At 27.4% G+C, this 19,423-nt stretch carries 17 protein-coding genes; 12 read left to right on the forward strand and 5 right to left on the reverse strand.

From position 1 onward, the window contains the following. The first annotated feature begins 8 nt into the window (after window positions 1–8). Window positions 9–1,088, forward strand: a complete 1,080-nt coding sequence (locus J2S18_RS14600; RefSeq protein ID WP_307487898.1) for an AI-2E family transporter — start codon at window positions 9–11, stop codon at window positions 1,086–1,088. 141 nt (window positions 1,089–1,229) lie between these two features. Then, window positions 1,230–2,666: an NAD(P)/FAD-dependent oxidoreductase gene (locus J2S18_RS14605; RefSeq protein WP_307487900.1), complete on the forward strand. Its 1,437-nt coding sequence runs from the start codon at window positions 1,230–1,232 to the stop codon at window positions 2,664–2,666. A 117-nt stretch (window positions 2,667–2,783) separates the two neighbouring features. On the opposite strand, the gene trhA is transcribed toward J2S18_RS14605, so the two are convergent. Next, window positions 2,784–3,431, reverse strand: coding sequence for a PAQR family membrane homeostasis protein TrhA (gene trhA, locus J2S18_RS14610; RefSeq protein WP_307487902.1), 648 nt, complete (start codon window positions 3,429–3,431; stop codon window positions 2,784–2,786). Window positions 3,432–3,648: 217 nt separating this feature from the next. On the opposite strand from trhA, the gene J2S18_RS14615 reads away from it, so the two are divergent. From J2S18_RS14615 to J2S18_RS14640, 6 genes are all read left to right on the forward strand, one after another. After that, window positions 3,649–4,236, forward strand: a complete 588-nt coding sequence (locus J2S18_RS14615) for a DUF1836 domain-containing protein (RefSeq protein ID WP_307487904.1) — start codon at window positions 3,649–3,651, stop codon at window positions 4,234–4,236. A 1-nt stretch (window position 4,237) separates the two neighbouring features. After that, entirely contained in the window at window positions 4,238–5,941 is a 1,704-nt protein-coding gene (locus J2S18_RS14620; protein WP_307487925.1) for an ABC-ATPase domain-containing protein, read from the forward strand. A gap of 95 nt (window positions 5,942–6,036) precedes the next feature. Continuing rightward, window positions 6,037–6,990 carry an alpha/beta hydrolase gene (locus J2S18_RS14625; RefSeq protein WP_307487906.1) on the forward strand — a complete coding sequence of 318 codons (954 nt, stop codon included), beginning with the start codon at window positions 6,037–6,039 and terminating at the stop codon, window positions 6,988–6,990. A 3-nt stretch (window positions 6,991–6,993) separates the two neighbouring features. Next, window positions 6,994–8,985 (forward strand): molybdopterin-dependent oxidoreductase, encoded by a 1,992-nt coding sequence (locus J2S18_RS14630; RefSeq protein ID WP_307487907.1) that lies wholly within the window; start codon window positions 6,994–6,996, stop codon window positions 8,983–8,985. Window positions 8,986–9,080: 95 nt separating this feature from the next. Further along, window positions 9,081–9,398: a DUF5661 family protein gene (locus tag J2S18_RS14635; protein WP_307487909.1), complete on the forward strand. Its 318-nt coding sequence runs from the start codon at window positions 9,081–9,083 to the stop codon at window positions 9,396–9,398. A 59-nt stretch (window positions 9,399–9,457) separates the two neighbouring features. After that, entirely contained in the window at window positions 9,458–10,375 is a 918-nt protein-coding gene (locus J2S18_RS14640) for a DUF2935 domain-containing protein (RefSeq protein WP_307487911.1), read from the forward strand. A gap of 32 nt (window positions 10,376–10,407) precedes the next feature. Here J2S18_RS14640 and J2S18_RS14645 read toward each other — a convergent pair whose 3' ends face one another. The 4 genes from J2S18_RS14645 to J2S18_RS14660 all read right to left on the reverse strand — a co-directional run bounded on the left by J2S18_RS14645 (window position 10,408) and on the right by J2S18_RS14660 (window position 14,991). Beyond that, on the reverse strand, window positions 10,408–10,689 hold the full coding sequence (locus tag J2S18_RS14645; protein ID WP_307487912.1) for a hypothetical protein: 282 nt from the start codon (window positions 10,687–10,689) through the stop codon (window positions 10,408–10,410). 150 nt (window positions 10,690–10,839) lie between these two features. Further along, window positions 10,840–12,195, reverse strand: coding sequence for a YjiH family protein (locus J2S18_RS14650; RefSeq protein WP_307487913.1), 1,356 nt, complete (start codon window positions 12,193–12,195; stop codon window positions 10,840–10,842). Between the two features lie 551 nt (window positions 12,196–12,746). After that, complete coding sequence (gene glpK / locus J2S18_RS14655) at window positions 12,747–14,249, reverse strand: glycerol kinase GlpK (protein WP_307487915.1); 1,503 nt, start codon at window positions 14,247–14,249, stop codon at window positions 12,747–12,749. A 37-nt stretch (window positions 14,250–14,286) separates the two neighbouring features. Further along, the gene (locus tag J2S18_RS14660; protein WP_307487917.1) at window positions 14,287–14,991 is read right to left on the reverse strand and encodes an MIP/aquaporin family protein; all 705 of its coding nucleotides are present in this window, start codon (window positions 14,989–14,991) and stop codon (window positions 14,287–14,289) included. Between the two features lie 468 nt (window positions 14,992–15,459). Here J2S18_RS14660 and proB point away from each other — a divergent pair, with 468 nt between their 5' ends. From proB to J2S18_RS14680, 4 genes are all read left to right on the forward strand, one after another. Further along, on the forward strand, window positions 15,460–16,293 hold the full coding sequence (gene proB / locus J2S18_RS14665) for a glutamate 5-kinase (protein ID WP_307487919.1): 834 nt from the start codon (window positions 15,460–15,462) through the stop codon (window positions 16,291–16,293). Continuing rightward, the gene (locus tag J2S18_RS14670) at window positions 16,281–17,525 is read left to right on the forward strand and encodes a glutamate-5-semialdehyde dehydrogenase (protein ID WP_307487921.1); all 1,245 of its coding nucleotides are present in this window, start codon (window positions 16,281–16,283) and stop codon (window positions 17,523–17,525) included. Before proB ends, J2S18_RS14670 begins: the two co-directional genes overlap by 13 nt. 69 nt (window positions 17,526–17,594) lie before the next feature. Beyond that, on the forward strand, window positions 17,595–18,047 hold the full coding sequence (locus J2S18_RS14675; RefSeq protein ID WP_307487923.1) for a GNAT family N-acetyltransferase: 453 nt from the start codon (window positions 17,595–17,597) through the stop codon (window positions 18,045–18,047). A gap of 243 nt (window positions 18,048–18,290) precedes the next feature. Next, a complete protein-coding gene (locus tag J2S18_RS14680) occupies window positions 18,291–19,211 on the forward strand; it encodes a TraB/GumN family protein (RefSeq protein ID WP_307487924.1) in 921 nt (306 codons plus the stop codon). The last annotated feature ends 212 nt before the right edge of the window (window positions 19,212–19,423 follow it).

The following is a 19,423-nucleotide window of genomic DNA, read 5'->3' on the forward strand; positions in this document are numbered from 1 at the left end:
TTTAGTTTATGAAAAGTAAAAAGGTTATTTCTTATTTAATAATAGCTAATTTAATAGTTATTTTCTTATATATATTAGGAAAACTTAAAGTAGTAAATGACTTTTTGGATGTTTTTTTATTTGTAATTTTTACTCCAATTGTATTTGGTGTATTTTTGTTCTACATATTGAAGCCATTAAATGAATTGTTTATAGATAAAGGTCTAAAATCAGGAATGGCAGCTACTTTAACATTAGTTATATTTATTTTTATATTATCAGGAGTTATAAAATACTTTGGTGACTATTTTATGAAACAGATAGTTCAACTAAGAGAGATTATAACATCAATGATAAGAGAAAATAATATAAGGGATTTTGCTTATAAAAGTATGGCTAAAGAAGAATTTAAATTTTTTATAGAGGGATTTTCAAATAGAATTTTAAATTCTATAAATATGATATTTTATAATGCAAAAGGAATATTTAATAAGGGAATGATGATATTTTCTAACTTTATATTAATTATACTAATTACTTTTTTCTTATTAAAAGATGGAATGAACTTTAGAAAATTAGTAATGAAGCTTTGTCCAGAAAAGTATAAGGATGTAGTTAGTGACATTTTATTTGAGGGAGATAATGTATTATCAACTTATATAATAGGCCAAGGAATAGTTGCACTATCCCTTGCAATAATGGTTTTTATAGGTTATAAAGTTATAAATATTCCAGGTGCATTATTTTTATCCACTTCAACATTTATATTAGCCTTTATACCCTTTGTAGGATTTTTTATATCTATGATTATTCCTTATATAATTGCAATATCAATGGGATTTAATATGATTTTAAAATTAACATTGCTTTTTGTAATAGCGCAAACGTTAAAGGGTAGGGTTGTAGTGCCTTTTATAATGGGAAGAACTATGAAAATACATCCTGTAACAGATATATTTTTAGTGGTAGGTTCAGCAGCAATAGGAGGACCAATTGCTGCCTTTTGTATAATTCCAATATACTCACTACTAAAGGTAATAATTAAAAACTTTAAAAAAAGAGGATATATTTCTTATGAAAAATTCATAGAAAAAAGGTTTAAAGTGTAATTAAATTTTTAATACATTAAACTATCTAATATTAAAGTGTGAATTTAATGTTAGATAGTTTTTTTGTTGTGTAAATGTTTAAATTTGGTGATATAATGGAATAAATTACAAGGTGGTATAGCCTAAAATAGGAGGATTAGTATGTATGATGTTGTAATAATTGGTGGTGGAGTAATAGGTGGTAATATTGCTAGAGAACTTTCAAAGTACAAGCTTAAAGTTTGTATGATAGAGAAGGAAGATGATGTTAGCTGTGGATGTTCTAAAGCAAATAGTGGGATAGTACATGGTGGATATGCTGATAAGCCTGGAACATTAAAGGCAAAGCTTTGTGTTAAAGGAAACAGGATGTTTGAGGATTTAGAAAAGGATTTAAATTTTGGTTATAGAAAAACTGGTTCTTTAGTTTTAGCTTTTTCAGATGAAGAAAAGGAAAATCTAGAGAAACTTTATGAGTATGGTATAGAAAATAATGTAGAAGGATTAAAAATAATAGATGGTGAAGAAATACTAAAGATGGAACCTCATTTAAATAAGGATGTAAAGTGGGCGTTGTATTGTGAAAATGCTGGGGTATGTTCACCTTATGAATTTACAATTGCACTTATAGAAAATGCTATAAAAAATGGAATGGAACTAAGATTAAATGAGGAAGTTATAGGAATAGAAAAGGTTGGAGACATATTTAAAGTTAAAACAAATAAAGATATTATAGAAGCTAGATATGTAATAAATGCAGCTGGAGTTTATAGCGATAAAATTTCAAAGATGGTTGGAGAAGATTATTTTCATATTATACCTAGAAAAGGTGAGTATATAATATTTAATAAAGACCAAGCATATTTAGTTGATAAGGTAATATTCCAAGTGCCAACTAAAAAGGGTAAAGGAATACTTGTAACTACAACATATCATGGAAATCTTTTAATAGGTCCAGATGCAGAGCAAGTAGCAAGTAAAGATGATGTATCAACTACTGAAGAATCCCTTAGAAAAATTGCAGAAGCTGCTAGACATTCAGTAAGTGATTTTGATATGAAAAAGGCACTTACTTCCTTTGCTGGAGTTAGACCAACTAGTTCAACTAAAGATTTTATAGTTGAGGAGACAAAGGTAAAGGGATTTTTAAATGTAACTGGAGATTCTCCAGGGCTTACATCTTCACCTGCAATAGCAAAAATGGTTATAGATATATTAAAGGATTCAGGTCTTAAGTTAGAAAAAAATGAAAATTTTCAGTCTTATAGAAAACCAATTATTGTTAAGAAGGGAAAGGATTTTAAAGGTGACATTAATGCTTTAGATCCTAAAAAACATATAATATGTAGATGTGAGACAGTAACAGAAGCCGAAATAGTAGATGCATTAACTAGAGAAATAAAAATTAGTTCAATAGATGCTATAAAAAGACGTACAAGAGCTGGAATGGGAAGATGCCAAGGTGCATTTTGTGGACCAAGAGTAAGAAAATTAATAGCTGAAACTTTAAATATAAAGGAAGAGGATGTTAAAGGAAGAGGTCCTAAATCATCAGATCTTGCATCTAGAGTAAGCAGAATGGATATTATGAAACTTTAATAAAAAAAGCTTATAGTGCAGAGAGAAGCACTATAAGCTTTTTATTTTTGATATAGTTCTAATTTTAGATATCTATTCAAAAATATATTTAAAATTAAAACTAGTCTAAAATATATCTTAAATTAAATAAAAGAAAACAGCAATGAAGTGACAAAGGGTTCCAAGCATTATAAATACATGAAAAATCTCATGAGTTCCAAAGGCACCTATTTTGAATCTATCATTTCTAAAGGCATATATTACTCCACCTATTGTGTACATAACACCACCTAAAATTAATAATACAAGAGCTGGTGTTTTAAGTACTTTAGATAAAGGATATATTGCAAAAATTGCAAACCAACCTATGGCAATATACATTACACTTGAAATCCATTTAGGGCATCTTACCCAAAACATTTTAAAGGTAATTCCTAATATACCTGAAATTAAAACTGCACCAAATAGTATCCATCCCACTTTATTATTAAGGGCTATTAAACAAAATGGTGCATAGGAACCTGCAATAAGTACAAAAATCATTGAATGATCTAATTTTTTTAATCTATATATAATTTTGTCTGTAGAAATAACTGAATGATAACTTGCGGAAGCTGAATAAAGTAAAATCATACTTACGCCAAAAATAGCAACTGAAATAGTAGCAACTAGTCCTCTATGAGTTATTATTGATTTTGATACTAAGGCAATTAAACCTATAACTGAAAGTATTGCACCAATTAAATGAGTTAATCCATTTATTGGTTCTCTTAAATATTTATCCATAGCAACCTCCAAAAAATTCCACGTAGTTTCAAAAACTACTTACTGTAATATTATTATATTATTTTAAATTAAAAAAGGTCAAAGTTATTATTAGCTTAAATTTTAATAATAATCCTAAAAATACTTTGAAAATGTTGAATTATCTTCTTAATACTATTATTATTAAATATATATACAATGATAAGTAGTTTTTAAAACTAGATTAGGAAGTGGAATTATGGAAAGAGAAGAAATAGTAAAATTAATTGAAGGACTATCTTTAGAAAAAAGTATTAGCTTAGAGGAGATACCTGAAATAGATTTATATATGGACCAAGTTATTCAACTCTTTGAAAATAAATATAATGATTGTAAAAGAAATGAAGAGGATAAGATTTTAACTAAGACAATGATAAATAATTATGCTAAAGGAAAACTTCTTATTCCAATAAAGAGTAAAAAATATTCTAAAGAACATTTAATATTAATGAGCTTAATATATAATTTAAAGGGCGGTTTATCTTTAGGTGATATAAAAACTTGCTTAAATCCTATTATTAATCAATATGAAAATGGAGAAGAAAATAATTTAAGGGAAATATATAAAGCTTATTTAGAGCAAAGTAAAGATGATACAGAAAGCTTTAAAAAGGATGTTTTAAATAGAGAATTATCAGTTAAAGACAAAGTTAAAGATATTAAGAATAAAGAATTTGAAGAAAAATTTTTATTATTATGTTCAATGATAAATATGAGTAATATGTATAGAAAAATGGGTGAAAAACTTATTGATGAATTTTTTGAAAGAGAGGGTAAAGATAAATAAAATGAAAAATTCTAATGATTTAAAAAAACAAATTGATAGTATAGATGGACGTGGATATAAAGCATATAAAACTTTAGAAGGAGATTATGATTTTGGAGAATATATTCTTCATATAGACCATGTTCAAGGAGATCCCTTTGCATCACCATCTAGAATAAGAGTTAGTATGAAGGGAAATGTAAATAAAATACCTTATGATTTATTTAATGAAAGTCATAAAAGAATTGCAGTTCAAGATTTTATTGCTAGAGTTTTTTATCAAAATATAAATAAATTTTGCGAAAGAGTTATGGGTTCTGGAAAAAGTGGCTTGATTAGTATAAGTAGATGTCCACAGGAAATATTAGATAGAACAGCAATAGTTATAAATAAAGAAAAGATAGAGGCAAGATTTGAAGTTGGATTTCCAGCAAGGGGAAGAAGTGTGTTAGGAAGAGAACTTCAAAAGATACTTTATGATTTTTTACCTAAAATAATAGATAACAGTTTAAAATATGAAAATTTAAATAAAGATAAACTTATAAATAGAGTTAAATTAGTTTGTAATGAAGAATTTATAAGAAAAGAACTTAAAAGATTAGGATTAGTTGCTTTTGTAGCAAATGGTTCAATTCTTCCAAGAGAAAGTGGAGTGTCAACAAAACCATTAAAAGATGGCAAAAAGTTTATATCACCAAAGGAATTAGAAGTTTCAATTAATTTACCAAATAAAGGATTAATTAAAGGAATGGGAATTAAAAAGGGAATAACTTTAATAGTTGGTGGAGGATACCATGGAAAGTCAACTCTTTTAAATGCTTTAGAACTTGGTGTTTATAATCATATTGAAGGTGATGGAAGAGAATATGTTATAACTGATGGCAGTGCAATGAAAGTTAGAGCTGAAGATGGAAGAAGTATAATTAAAGATGATATATCATTATTTATAAATAATCTTCCAAATGGGAAAGATACAGTAAAATTTACAAGTGAAAATGCAAGTGGAAGTACATCACAGGCAGCAAATATAGTTGAGGCAATTGAATCTAAATCTAATCTTTTACTTATAGATGAGGATACATCAGCAACGAATTTTATGATTAGAGATGATGTTATGCAAAGCTTAGTTTCAAAGGAAGATGAGCCAATAACTCCATTTATAGAATTAGTTAAAGGTATATATGAAGAAAAGGATATATCAACAATTATAGTTGTAGGAAGTTCTGGAGATTATTTTGATATTGCAGATACTGTTATTCAAATGGATGCTTATGAGCCAAAGGATGTAACAGAAAAAGCAAAGGAATTATCAAAGGGTTTAATTCTTAATAGAATAAAAAATAGAGATATAAAAATTAATATAAATTTTGATAGAAAATTATTAAAGGGTTCAATTCAAAAAGGACCAAAGGGAGTAAAAATTAAAACTCTTGGTATTGATGGACTTAGTATAAATAAGGAAGACATAAATTTAAGAGGAATAGAACAAATAGTTGATAGAGAACAGGTAACTTCAATAGGACATATAATGAAATGGGCAGAAGATAATATAATTAATAATGAACTTAACTTAATTGAAGTTACAGATAAAATAATTTATGAAATAAAAGTTAAAGGATTATTATCTATTAGTGGAACTAAAGGTGGAGCAGGTAATTTAGCTATGCCAAGAAAGCAAGAGATAATGGCTTCTTTTAATAGATATAGAAAACTTAGAGTAAAGTAAAAATAAATAAAGTCTTATAATCATAAAAAATTTAGATTATAAGGCTTATTTTTTTACAAATTTATTATAAAATTTAATAAAAGGAGGAGAGGGAAATGACAATTATTTATATACTTTCTTCAGTTTTGATATTAGTAATAATTGCACTTATAGTACTTGGAAATCGCTTTTATAATTTAGCAATTAATCCAGCTGTATCAAAGGATATTGTTTTTAAGGATGAAGATGAAGGAAGTGATGATAAAGTATCAAAAAATGAAACTAGTGGAGAAAATAAAAAAGAAGATATAAAATGGTTTTTAAATGAATCAAATTATGTTGATGAGTATATAGAATCCTTTGATGGATTAAAACTTCATGGATACAAATTAATTAATAAAGACAAAACAAATATGTGGATTATAGCAGTTCATGGATATACAAGTAATGGTGTGCTTTTATCATCTTATACAAGAAGGTTTTATGACATGGGATATAATGTTTTAGTGCCTGAATTAAGAGGACATGGTAAAAGTGAAGGAAATTATATTGGAATGGGCTGGGATGACAGGCTTGATATATTAAGATGGATTAATTTAATAGTAAAAGATGATAAAAGTGCATCTATTATATTACATGGAGTATCTATGGGAGGTGCTACTGTAATGATGGTTTCAGGAGAAAATCTCCCACATAATGTTAAAGGGATAATTGAAGATTGTGGTTATACCTCAATAAAAGATGAATTTGCATATCAGTTAAAGGCTATATTTAATTTACCATCATTCCCATTTTTGGATGTATCAAGTATAATATGTAAAATAAGAGCAGGATATTATTTTAAAGATGGCTCATCTATAAAGCAGTTAGCTAAAAATACTAGACCTATGTTATTTATACATGGAGATGCAGATGATTTTGTACCATTTTCAATGCTTAATAAAGTTTATAATGCAACTAATTGTACAAAAGAAAAATTAGTAATAAAGGGAGCTCGCCATGCTAAATCAGCAGTGGTTAATCCTAAATTATATTGGGATACAGTAAGGGAATTTATAAAGAGGGGGTAATTTATGAGAAAAATAAGCCAAGGGTGTACGCTAGATTGTTTTGATTGTTGTAAGTTTAATGTTTTTGTTCAGGATAATAGGGTAATCAAAATAGAGGGAGATAAAAATCATCCCTTTACTAAAGGATTTATATGTAAAAAGGGGTTAGCACATATTGATAGATTAAATCATAAAGATAGAATTTATAAGCCTATGATTAAGGTAAAGGGTAAGTGGATAGAGATTTCTTTTGATGAAGCTATTAATATAATGGCAGAGAAACTTAATTTTTATAAGGAAAAATATTCCTCTAAATCAATACTTTATTATGAGCAATATGGAAATGGTTCAGTTTTAAAAAGTATTGGAGATATATTCTTTAATTTCTTTGGAGGAGTAAGCAAACAAAAGGGTGGACCCTGTTGGAGTGCTGGAATAAAAGCTCAGAAGTATGATTTTGGTGATGTAAGAAGTCATTCATTAGAGGATATGTTAAATAGTAAAAATATTTTTGTGTGGGGAAAAAATCCTGCATTTACAAGTATTCATACTATGCAAATGATAAAAAAGGCTAAGGATAGTGGTAGCAAAATAATAGTTATAGATCCAATTTACACTCAAACAGCTAAATTCTCTGATTTATATATAAGAATAAATCCAGATGGAGATAGTGCATTAGCCTTAGCTATGGGTAAACTAATTATAGAAAATAACTTATATGATTATGACTATATAAATAATTATGTATTAGGCTTTGAGGATTATAAAAGATATGTAAAATCATTAAATTTAGATACCCTTATTAAAAAGGCTGGCATATCTAAAGAGAAATTAAAAACATTAGTTAATTTATATACAGAAAAATACTCAACTATTTTATTAGGTTATGGAATGCAAAAATATAAAAATGGTGGAAATACTATTAGAGCCATAGATACTTTAGGTGCTATAACAGGGCAGATTGGATTTAGTGGTGGTGGGGTAAATTATGCAAATAAGGTTTATACAAGTGTTTTAAATTGTGATCCATATAATAGTGAAATTTATGGAGACAATAGATTATTTTATGTAAGTGATATAAGCCATTTTATTAATGATTCAATTAAGGGAATTACTTATTATAAAGATGAAATTTATACTAAAAATAATACTAAAGGAAAAAGTTTAGATATTCCTATAAAAATGGCTGTTATATGTAAAAGTAATCTATTAAATCAACTTCCAAACTTAAATAAACTTGAAGAAGCCTTTTCTAAAATTGAGTTTAAAGTATGCTTTGATATGTTTATGACAGACACAGCAAAGAAGTGTGATTTATTTATACCAACTACAAGCACATTAGAAAGTGAAGATTTATTGTTTAGCTCAATGACTAATCCTTATATTATTTATAATGAAAAGGCAGTAGAGCCTAAAAATAAATATATGGATGAATATTACTTCTTTATAGAATTAGCAAAAATAATGAATATAGAAAATTATCCTATAGTTTCAAAGAGGGAGTATTTAGAAAAGATTATAGAACCTCTTAAAGACTATTTTGAAAATATTTCACTAAATAAAATAAAGGAAGAATACTTAACTATCCATAAGCCAGTTCCTTGGGAAGATAAAAAGTTTTTAACACCTTCAGGAAAGTTTGAAATATCAATATATGAAGAAGATTTTATTGATTTAAAAGAAAATAAATTTAGGCTATTAACAAATCATAGTAAGGATACTTTGTTTAGTCAGCATATGATGGATAAAGAAGGACTTTCAAAGGCTTATATAAATGAATCTATGGCAAAAAATTTAGGATTAAGCAATTTAGATATAGTTAAATTAAAATCCCAAAATGGAACAATTGAAGTAGAGCTAAATATAGATAATTCTATTGGAGATAATATTGTAATGATGTATGTTGGATGGTGGAAAAAGCAAGGGAATCCTAACTTTATTACAATATCAGATATTTCCGATATTGGTGGACAAGTAGTTTACAATGAAACTTTTGTAGATATTATTTTAAATTAGGAGACACTTTTCGTAATTATTTAGTAGCAGAGTTACACATTATATAGGATATACATATAATAACCATGAAAAACAATGCTTTAAAAGGAAGATTAATGAAGAGTAATCATTGGATAATAATGAAATTAAGGGGAGAAACAAAGAGAAAATCTTTTACTATTGAAGAGGGAAGAAAAATTGCTAAAATATTAAATATTGATTTTTCAAAAGAAAAGTTTGATTTAAATCAGTTTACAATGGGGCTTAATGTAGAACTTGAACATGGAAGTAAGTTTAAGAATACTAATGTTACTCAAGATGATCCTATACTTACAGGGAAAATAGCACTAGCTCATTTAATGGAGTTTCCAGATTATTATACACGGCTTAAGAAACTTGAAAATGAAGCTAAGGCCTATTGGAATAAAAAATAATAAGAACTTAAACTAATCTTTAAGAATAGAATATAATAAAAATTTTTTGGGGGAAAATAATGTTAAGTTGTCAAAAATATGTTGGTCTATCACTTGAGCTTCATTTATTTTTTGCAAGAATTATGAAGGAGCATTCAATATTTTTAAAGGCAGGATTTACACCAAAGAATACTAAACTTTCTAGAGAAGCAGATGATTATAAATTATATTTTGAAAAATTTTTATTAGATACAGTAAAGTTAAGTGATGGAATAATTAGAAAAGAAGTATTAAAGTCTGGGGAATTTTTTACTGATTATACTTTAAGTATGGAGAGAAAAACACAATTTTTTACAGGAATAAAAATAAATGAAAATATAACAAAAATGGAATTAAGATTAGACTGTGGAAAGGGGCAGCATGTTAAATCTAGGCTAGAAAGGTCTGTAAGACAACTTAACAAAAGAGCTAAAAAATTAGTTGAAGGTCTTATAGATTTAAAAGTCAGAGTTTTAAATGGAGTCCTATCCTGTGAACTTTTTACAACTAATTATCCTTTACTTATTGAACACATAATAGATGAAGCAAAGTTATATAGGTCTTGTATAATAGATTTAGAAAATGGAAGAAATATTGAAGAGAGAAATATTAGGGAATCTGAAATGTTTTGGGATCATATTATGATGGAACATGCATTATTTATAAGGGGAACTCTTGATCCTTCAGAAAATGATTTAATTAAAACTTCTGATAAATTTTCTAAAGAATATGCTAAACTTTTGCAAAAGGGAAAGAGTGTGCCTTATATTTCAATAGATGATATTACAAGGGATTCTTTAGATGAAACTATTAAATTTAGAGAATTTAAAAAGGCTGGAGTAGAGGGAATTGATAAGTGTAAAATAAGGTCTATAATAGTACCTCTTTTAGCTGATCATGTATTAAGGGAGGCTAATCATTATATTAGACTATTAAAAAAATATGAATGTGAAGATTAAAATACTTATAAAAATAGGGCTTAATAAAAGCCCTATTTTTTCTCTTTATATTGGATTGTTAAAGGTTCAATTAAAAACAATGTTAATAAAGCTATTATCATAAAAGGAACATAAAACGGAGCGATACCCTTAGTGGATAATATGTTAGATACACCATATCCAATAACTAGTACTATACCTGCTATAAGAGTATTTTTAGTAGTAGCAATTAAAGGAGTTTTGCAATTAGGACAAGATGTAACTCTACTCATGGCTACTTTTTTTATATTAAATTTTTTATTGCATTTAGGACAAGTTTTAATAAAACTAAACAAATATAACACCACCTAAAAAGTTAATATACAAATTATACCATATGGCGTTGACAAAAGGAATTATTTGGGTAAATAAAAAGCTATGAGACTTTAATTAATATAATAAAATCTCATAGCTTGAATTTTTTTTAGTAAATATTCTATATAAATTTAAAAGAATATATTTGCCATAATAACTATAACAGGTAATGTTACAAGAGTTCTTTCAAAGAACAATATTATTAAATCTTTAAGGTTAACAGGAATTTTAGAACCAAGTAAAAGTCCTCCAACCTCTGACATATAAATAAGTTGAGTTACTGATAAACAAGCAACTATAAATCTAGTCATTTCATTAGTTATAGTAGTTGCAAGAACAGATGGTATAAACATGTCAGCAAATCCAACAATTAATGTTTGTGAAGCTGCAGTAGCTTCTGGAACTCCAAGTAATTTTAATAATGGAATAAATGGTGTTCCCATTATTTGAAATATTGTAGTGTACTCTGCAATCATAAGAGCAATTCCACCCATAGCCATAACTACAGCTAGTACACCTATCCACATATCTAAAACATTTTTAATTCCTGATATAAAGAATTCTTTTGGATGAGTATTTTTGTCAGCTCTTTCAACAGCTTTTTCAACTCCCCAAGAAAATGGAGTATAGCCCTCAGGAATTACTTCTAAATCCTTTGAAGTTTGTCCACCATAATATTCGTCTTCTTTTCTTGAAAGTGGTGGTATTCTAGGAATTATTATTGCCGCAACTATTCCTGATAAACTTACTGTAAGGTAAAATGGTAAAAACATATGAGCTAGTCCAACTTGAGATATAACAACTAAACAAAATGTTATTGAAACAGCAGAGAAAGTTGTACCAATTACAGCAGCTTCTCTTTTTGTATAAAAGCCTTGTTCATATTGTTTTGATGTAAGTAATATACCAATACTTCCATCTCCAAGCCATGATGCAATACAATCTATTGAAGATCTACCTGGTAAATTAAATATAGGTCTCATAACCTTTGTAAGTAATGATCCTACAAATTCTAATAAACCAAAGTCTAAAAGTAGAGGAAGTAAAAATCCTGCAAATAGGAAAACTGCTATTAGTATTGGTAGTAGGTCATTTAATACTAATCCACCAGTATTTTCTGACCAAATAAAGTCAGGTCCTATATTAAAATAGGCGCATATAACAAATATCATTCCTATAATTCTAGTAATAAACCATAGAGGTGTTACATTAAATAAATTATTTAAATATTTATTTTCAGTTAAAAATTTTGGCTTAACTGTTTTAATTATAACACTGCCTATAACGGATAAAGATATTAGTATTAAAGCCATTAGTTTTAGGAAATCTGTGTAATTTCCTTCAATGAATTTAGCTAAAAAAGCTATTGGGATAGTTATTTGTCCTTCAATTTTCATTGGAATCATAAATAATAATATTCCAACAACAGATGGTAAGATAAATTTTAACAATGATTTCGTCTGATACTTATTTGAGTTTTTATTCATAAGTAACTCTCCTTTATACAAATTTTATGCATAAAAATTTTATAAATATACACTATATATATACTATAATAACCTAGATTATGAAAAAAAGATAGTCCTTAAATAAAAAATATTAATAAAAAATACATAAATTATATAAGAAAAACCTAGGAAAAACTAGGACTTAACAAAAAAAGTTTACAAATTTACTGAATTGATGAGGGAATGTTTAAGAAACAGAGGGAAATGAGTATATATGCAAAAAAATGCAAGATAATGCAACGTGGAAAGTAAAAAACTATTTAAATGAACTAATATGAGTTAAATTAAAGAACAATAAAAAATTAATATAAATTAAAATAAAAATATAATTTAAAGATATTTAACTTTATTTAATAAAAAAATCAAAAATTAATAAAATATATTAAAAACTAATGTAAAAATAATAATTTATTATTTTGTATAAAAATTAGTAGGTAGCTTTGATTTTAAATAAAATAATTTACCTAAAAAAACTGCTAAGTTAGATAAACTAAACTTAGCAGTTTCTTATAAGTGAGTTATATAATAATTTATTCTTCAGCTTCCCATTGCATTGATCTCTTAACTGCTTTTCTCCAACCAGCATAGTATTTATCAATTTCTTCTTTAGGAGCTTTTGGTTCAAATCTTTCGCTAATAAATTTCATAGCTTTAATTTCTTCTTTATCTTTCCAGAATCCAACAGCAAGACCAGCTAAATAAGCAGCACCTAAAGCAGTTGTTTCTACTATAATCGGTTTTTCAACAGTTGTTCTAATTAAGTCAGCTTGGAATTGCATTAAGAAATTATTTCTACTTGCTCCTCCATCAACACATAATGTATTTAAATTACAACCTGTATCAGAAATCATTGCATCTAAAACATCTTTAGTTTGATAAGCAATTGATTCTAAAGCTGCTCTTATTATATAGTTTCTGTTAGAACCTCTTGTTAAGCCAAGGATTGCTCCTCTAGCATACATATCCCAATAAGGTGCTCCAAGTCCAACAAAGGCAGGAACAACATATACTCCACCATTATTTTTAACTTTTTTAGCAAAGTATTCTGAATCAGGAGCATCATTTATTAATCTTAATTCATCTCTAAGCCACTGAATAACAGCTCCACCAACAAATATAGAACCTTCTAGTACATATTGAACATTATCTTTAGTACTTGCACCTATTGTTGTTAATAGGCCTTTTTTACTTTTAACTATTTCATTTCCTGTATTCATTAACAAGAAACATCCAGTTCCATAAGTATTTTTAGCATCACCCTTTTCAAAGGCAGCTTGACCAAATAAGGCAGCTTGTTGATCTCCAGCCATACCTGATACAGGAATTCTAATTCCGCCTTTTCCACCAAGGTTTGTATATCCATATATTTCTGATGAGCTTTTAACCTCTGGAAGCATGGACTTAGGTATATTTAATATTTTTAATAATTTTTCATCCCATTTTAAATCTCTTATATTAAATAGCATAGTTCTTGAGGCATTAGTATAATCGGTTACATGAACTTTACCATTTGTAAGTTTCCATACAAGCCATGTATCTACTGTTCCAAATAGTAATTCTCCTTTTTCAGCTTTTTCTCTAGCTCCTTCAACATTATCAAGAATCCATTTGATTTTTGTTCCTGAAAAATAAGCATCAATAATTAAACCAGTATTATCTTTTACGTAATCTTCTAATCCGTCTATCTTTTTTAATTCATCACACATTGAAGCTGTTCTTCTACATTGCCAAACTATTGCATTGTAAACAGGAACTCCAGTTTTCTTATCCCAAACTATTGTTGTCTCTCTTTGATTTGTAATACCTATTGCAGCAATTTCATCTTGGCTAATATTACTTTGAGCTATAGTTTCTTGTAGCACACCAAATTGTGATGACCATATTTCCATAGGATTATGTTCAACCCAGCCTTCTTTTGGATATATTTGATTAAATTCTTTTTGGCTTACTGCAATTATATTTTGTTGTTTATCAAATATTATTGCTCTTGAACTTGTTGTTCCTTGGTCTAATGCGATTATATATTTTTTCATTCTACTCACCTCTAAATAAAATTTAAAATTAAACTATTTAAAATATATTTACAAATACAACTGCTCCAGCAATAGCTCCAACTATAGGTGCTACAACAGGAATCCATGCATATTTCCAGTCAGAATCTCTCTTTCCTGGAACAGGTAAAATTGCATGAGCTATTCTTGGTCCTAAGTCTCTAGCTGGATTAATTGCATATCCAGTAGTACCTCCTGAACTTAAACCTAATGCCCAAATTAATAAGCCTACAGCAAGGGTATTTAAACCATTTGCCATCTTAACTGCATTAATTCCTAAAATACCAAATACTAAAAAGAAAGTTCCTAAGAATTCACTGATAAAATTAAATTTTTCATTTCTTATAGCAGGGCCTGTACAAAATACCCCTAGTTTTCCATCCTTATCATCAGTTTCTTCAAAGTGATTATAATATTGAATAAATACTAATACTGCACCTAAGAAAGCTCCAATCATTTGAGCTGTTATATACATAGGTACTTGGCTCCAAGGAAAATCTCCAATAGAAGCTAAGGCAAGTGTTAGTGCTGGATTAAAATGAGCACCACTTGTAGCACCAAATATAAAGGCAGGAATAGCAACAGCGAAAGCCCAACCAGTTGTTATAACCATCCAGCCACCATTTGATCCTTTGGTTTTTTTCAAAACAACATTTGCTACAACTCCATCTCCTAAATAAATTAGAATCATTGTACCAAACATTTCTGCTAGAAAATTGATCATAAAAATACCTCCATTAAATTTTTATAATTTTAATATTAATTATTAATGTAAATTTATAATTAATATGATGGTCTAATAAATTAGAATTATTATAAAAAAATAAAAAGCCAAGCAAAAAATAATATTAATTTTTTATGCTTAACTCTCTAAAACTCTATCACACAAATTATACTTATGTTATTCAATTGTTAATTAGAATGTATTTTCTGAAAATGTTTACAAAGATAGTATATCACTTTTTTGTTAATATGTAAAAATTTTTTAATAAAAATATAAATATATTATTTTAATATGGTAAAATGATACAAATAGTAAATTAGCATTAAGTAAATTTAACAATATTAGAAATATATTTTATAATGGTAACTATATTATTATGAAAATATAATATGTTAAAATAATTAGTGAATAATATAACATATTAAAATAAAATAGAATTAGACAATATAAATACAAGGGGCTGTAAAAATGAATATAAGAAATGACATAAAAAATGCAAAAAGAATAGTTATAAAGGTTGGAACATCTACCTTAACTTATGAAAATGGAAATATTAACTTAACAAGAATTGAAGTATTAACTAGAGTTATTTCAGATTTAATGAATTGTGGTAAAGAAGTTGTACTTGTTACATCAGGAGCTATAGGAGTTGGATGTAGTAAATTAAAGTTAGAAGAAAAACCCCAAAGTATTAGAGAAAAACAAGCAGTTGCATCAATAGGACAATGTGAACTTATGCATATATATAGTAAATTTTTTGCAGAATATAGTATTACTGTAGGTCAAGTTTTACTTACAAGAGATGTAGTTGAAGATAATCATATTAGAAATAATGTATGTAATACCTTTAATACATTACTAGATATGGGTGTTCTTCCAATAGTAAATGAAAATGACACAGTAGCTATTGATGAAATTGAAAATATAGTTAGATTTGGTGATAATGATAACTTGTCAGCAATTGTTTCATGGCTTGTATCAGGAGACCTTCTTATAATACTTTCAGATATAGATGGATTTTATGATAAAGATCCAAGAAGTAATGAGGATGCAAAACTTATACCAGAAATAATAGAAATAACAGAAGAATTAGAAATGGCAGCAGGTGGTGCAGGAACAAGTCTTGGAACTGGTGGAATGATTACAAAACTTGAAGCTGCAAAATATGCAAATAATTCAGGTGTAGACGTAGTACTTGCAAATGGAGAAAATCCTAAAATATTATTAGAAATATTAAAGGGTAAAGAAATAGGAACACTATTTACAAAAAATGAAAGGAGAAATAAAAAATGGGCGAATTAATTTCAAAGGGTAAAAGGGCAAAGGAAGCTTCTTATGTTTTAGCAAACCTTAGTACAACAGATAAAGATAGAGCCTTAAAATTAATGGCAGATAAATTACTTGAAAAAAGTGATGAAATAATAGCTGAAAACAAAAAGGATTTACAAAAGGCTGTAGAAAATGGAACAAGTAAAGCTATGCTAGATAGATTATCTTTAGATAAAGCTAGAATAGAAGGAATGGCAGATGGACTTATGCAGCTTATTAATCTTCAAGATCCAGTTGGAGAAGTAATAGAAATGTGGAATAGACCAAATGGACTTCAAATTGGTAAGAAAAGAGTTCCAATGGGTGTTATAGGAATAATATATGAAGCTAGACCAAATGTTACTTGTGATGCAGCTGGACTTTGTTTAAAGACAGGAAATGCAGTTATATTAAGAGGTGGAAAAGAAGCCATAAATTCAAATATAGCAATAATAAAAGCTCTTAGAGAAGGACTAAAGGAGTCAGGTCTTCCAGAGGATTCAGTAAGTCTTGTTGAAGATACAAGCAGAGAAGTTGCAACAGAGATGATGAGATTAAATGACTATATAGATGTTTTAATTCCAAGGGGAGGAGCTGGACTTATAAAAGCTGTAGTTCAAAATGCAACAGTTCCTGTAATTGAAACTGGAACAGGAAATTGTCATATATATGTAGATTCAGATTGTGACTTTGAAATGGCAAAAAATATAGTAGTTAATGCAAAAACATCAAGACCAGCAGTATGTAATGCAGCAGAAAGTTTAGTAATTCATAAAGATGTTACAGAAGAAATCCTTCCTATATTAGCTAAAGCTTTAAGAGAAAAGGATGTTCTTTTAAAGGGTGATGAGAGAGCTTGCAATATAATAAAAGATATGGAAAGAGCAACAGAAGAAGACTTCTATAAGGAATATTTAGATTATATTATGAGTGTAAAAATTGTTGATAGTATAGATGATGCAATTTCACATATTAATAAATATAATACAGGACATTCAGAAGCTATAGTCACTAATAATTATTTTAATTCTCAAAAGTTCCTTCAAAGAATTGATGCAGCAGCAGTTTATGTAAATGCATCAACAAGATTTACAGATGGTGGAGAATTTGGATTTGGAGCAGAAATTGGAATAAGTACACAAAAACTTCATGCAAGAGGACCTATGGGACTTAAAGAACTTACAACAGTTAAGTATATAATATTTGGAAATGGTCAAATTAGATAGTTAAAGATTTTATTGATTTTACGGATTTTTAAATTACAAAAAACTTTGGTATAAATGGAGGGGCAGCATATGAAGATTTTTATTGAGACTTTTGATGAACTTACAAATGAAATATTATATAAAATAGTTCAAGAAAGATTTGAAGTTTTTGCTTGTGAGCAAAAAATAACTTGTGAAAATGAATTTGATGGTAAGGATAAAGATTGTATTCATGTTTATGCAAAGGATGGAGATAAGATAGCAGCCTATCTTAGAATACTTCCTAAAGGAATTGGATATGAGGATGCACCGGGTATTGGAAGAGTTATAGTAAGTAAAGACTATAGAAGACATGGTCTTGGAACAATTATATTAAAGGAAGCTATAAAATATATTAAGGAAAACTACAATGAAGATAAAATAAAATTATCATCTCAAGAATATGTTAAAAAGCTTTATGAAGATGTTGGATTTAAGGTAGTTTCAGAACCTTATGATGAAGCTGGAATTCAACATGTAAAGATGGTTTATAATATAAAATAAAAAAAGATCCTCCAAGCGATGAGTATTGGGGGATCTTTTTAAAAAGTAGTATTGAAATAGTAAGTAGGGTCAGTTCCATAAAAAATAGTAACTGCCGCTTACTATAATTATCTGAATATTCAAATAAATTATACTATAAATTTGATAAAAAATCAATTAATTAATATATACTATGGAATATGGAAAAATATGTTACAATATAATTAAATAAAATAACACAATAAGGGGAGAGTGTTTTTATAATTGTTTTCAAAAAAATATAAAATAATAACGTCTTTAATACTTATTTTGGGAGTCTTTTTTACTTCTGTAGTAATTGGATATGAAAAGGAAAATGTAGATTCATCTAAAATGGAGGCTAAGGGTTTCCAATGGGAAGTTAAGAAGGGTGACAAAACTATGTATTTAGTAGGAACAATGCATCCTATTAATAAGGATTATGAGTATTTTACTAAAACAATAAAAGATATAGTAAAAAATACTGATGTACTAGCAGTTGAAATTAATCCTTCAGAGAATGAACTTTTAAAATCTAATGCAGATGGAATATATAGTGGTGGTAATTCAATTGAAGATGAACTTAATGAAAAGCAAATTAAAAATCTTAAATCCATATGCAAAGAAGTTAATTGTGACTATGAAAAGATAAAAATATTAAAACCTCATTTAATAATAAACAATCTACAATCTGTTTTGTATGATAAAGCTGGACTAACTATGGAAACTTTTGATGATATGCTAATTAAAAATTCTCTAAAGAAAAACAAAAAGATAGTTGAATTAGAAACAATAACTTTTCAAATGAATCTTTTAGATAAGATTAATGGAATAAATGCATTAAAAGGAAGTTTAGATCTTCATAAAGAAGGAAAGTTTATTGAAAATGGTAAGGCTATAATTGAGTATTCTAAAGAGCTTATGAAGGGATATTCTAATGGTGATACTAAAGTTATGGAAGAGGCAGTAAAATTTCAAAAGCAAAATAAAGAAGAATATAATCTTATGATAAAGGATAGAAATAAAAATATGGTTAAAAAGATGGAAGGATTCTTTAATGAGAATGGAGTTTATACAATAGCAGTTGGAGCTTTACATTTCTTTGGTGATGATGGAATAGTTAATATGATGAAGGATAAGGGATATGAAGTTACAAAAATAGAATAAAACTTTTAATATTATAATAAAAAGCCGTAAGATAATATTTAATATCTTACGGCTTTTAGATAGCTATTTAATAAATTGGGTAATATATTTTATTGAGTTGTTAAATATTTAAAAGTTTTAGGGAGAGTAGTTATATTTGTGTAATAAACAAATTTAACTACTCTTTTTTTGTATGATGAGTTGGTTAATTTGGAATAATATACTATAAAGAT

It is taken from the genome of Eubacterium multiforme, from assembly GCF_030813415.1.
Classification (GTDB): Bacteria; Bacillota; Clostridia; order Clostridiales; family Clostridiaceae; genus Clostridium; species Clostridium multiforme.

Bases quoted from the DNA above. Each gene is read 5' to 3' on its own strand.
- J2S18_RS14600 (WP_307487898.1), top strand. From the start codon at position 9: ATGAAAAGTAAAAAGGTTATTTCTTATTTAATAATAGCTAATTTAATA.
- J2S18_RS14605 (WP_307487900.1), top strand. From the start codon at position 1,230: ATGTATGATGTTGTAATAATTGGTGGTGGAGTAATAGGTGGTAATATT.
- trhA (WP_307487902.1), bottom strand. From the start codon at position 3,431: ATGGATAAATATTTAAGAGAACCAATAAATGGATTAACTCATTTAATT.
- J2S18_RS14615 (WP_307487904.1), top strand. From the start codon at position 3,649: ATGGAAAGAGAAGAAATAGTAAAATTAATTGAAGGACTATCTTTAGAA.
- J2S18_RS14620 (WP_307487925.1), top strand. From the start codon at position 4,238: ATGAAAAATTCTAATGATTTAAAAAAACAAATTGATAGTATAGATGGA.
- J2S18_RS14625 (WP_307487906.1), top strand. From the start codon at position 6,037: ATGACAATTATTTATATACTTTCTTCAGTTTTGATATTAGTAATAATT.
- J2S18_RS14630 (WP_307487907.1), top strand. From the start codon at position 6,994: ATGAGAAAAATAAGCCAAGGGTGTACGCTAGATTGTTTTGATTGTTGT.
- J2S18_RS14635 (WP_307487909.1), top strand. From the start codon at position 9,081: ATGAAGAGTAATCATTGGATAATAATGAAATTAAGGGGAGAAACAAAG.
- J2S18_RS14640 (WP_307487911.1), top strand. From the start codon at position 9,458: ATGTTAAGTTGTCAAAAATATGTTGGTCTATCACTTGAGCTTCATTTA.
- J2S18_RS14650 (WP_307487913.1), bottom strand. From the start codon at position 12,195: ATGAATAAAAACTCAAATAAGTATCAGACGAAATCATTGTTAAAATTT.
- glpK (WP_307487915.1), bottom strand. From the start codon at position 14,249: ATGAAAAAATATATAATCGCATTAGACCAAGGAACAACAAGTTCAAGA.
- J2S18_RS14660 (WP_307487917.1), bottom strand. From the start codon at position 14,991: ATGATCAATTTTCTAGCAGAAATGTTTGGTACAATGATTCTAATTTAT.
- proB (WP_307487919.1), top strand. From the start codon at position 15,460: ATGAATATAAGAAATGACATAAAAAATGCAAAAAGAATAGTTATAAAG.
- J2S18_RS14670 (WP_307487921.1), top strand. From the start codon at position 16,281: ATGGGCGAATTAATTTCAAAGGGTAAAAGGGCAAAGGAAGCTTCTTAT.
- J2S18_RS14675 (WP_307487923.1), top strand. From the start codon at position 17,595: ATGAAGATTTTTATTGAGACTTTTGATGAACTTACAAATGAAATATTA.